The sequence below is a fragment of the Corallococcus praedator genome, from assembly GCF_003612125.1.
GTDB classification, from domain to species: Bacteria; Myxococcota; Myxococcia; order Myxococcales; family Myxococcaceae; genus Corallococcus; species Corallococcus praedator.
The window spans coordinates 1-418 of the sequence record NZ_RAWI01001205.1 but is presented as its reverse complement, the minus strand read 5'-3'; the positions used below and the strand labels follow the sequence as shown (position 1 = coordinate 418).

At 59.3% G+C, this 418-nt stretch carries 1 protein-coding gene; it reads right to left on the bottom strand.

Going from position 1 to position 418, the window contains the following annotated elements:
* On the bottom strand, nt 1–418 hold a 418-nt coding region (locus D7Y13_RS46540; RefSeq protein WP_208734699.1), incomplete at both ends, for a hypothetical protein.

Here is a 418-nt window from a genome sequence, read left to right as displayed (position 1 = left end):
GTTGATAATCGTCGTCTCTGCGGCGCCAATCAGCGCGGGCAAACCCTTGTGCTGCGTTTCGAGTTCGGTCACATTGGCGCTTTCCTTATCGCGCAGTGCCAGTGCTTCTTTTTGCTCAACCCCGGCATCGTCTTTGGCTTTCACGGCCTCTTCATGCGCGCTGGCCGCGTTGGCCGCTGCTTTTTTCAATGCCTCATCATTGGGCGCCGCCGCCAGCGCGGTTGCGGCGGCGGTTGCTTTGGAAGCCGCCTCTTTTTCAGCGGCGGTTTTCTGTTCGAGTTTGCGGTTGCTGCCCTGCAATGCTTTTTCGGCATTGACGAGCAGGCGGCGCGCCTCGGCCATCTCGCTTTTGCGATGGGCGTAACGGGTTTGCAATTTCTGCAGTTCGTTGCGGGCCGTTTCCACGTCGTCTTTGGCG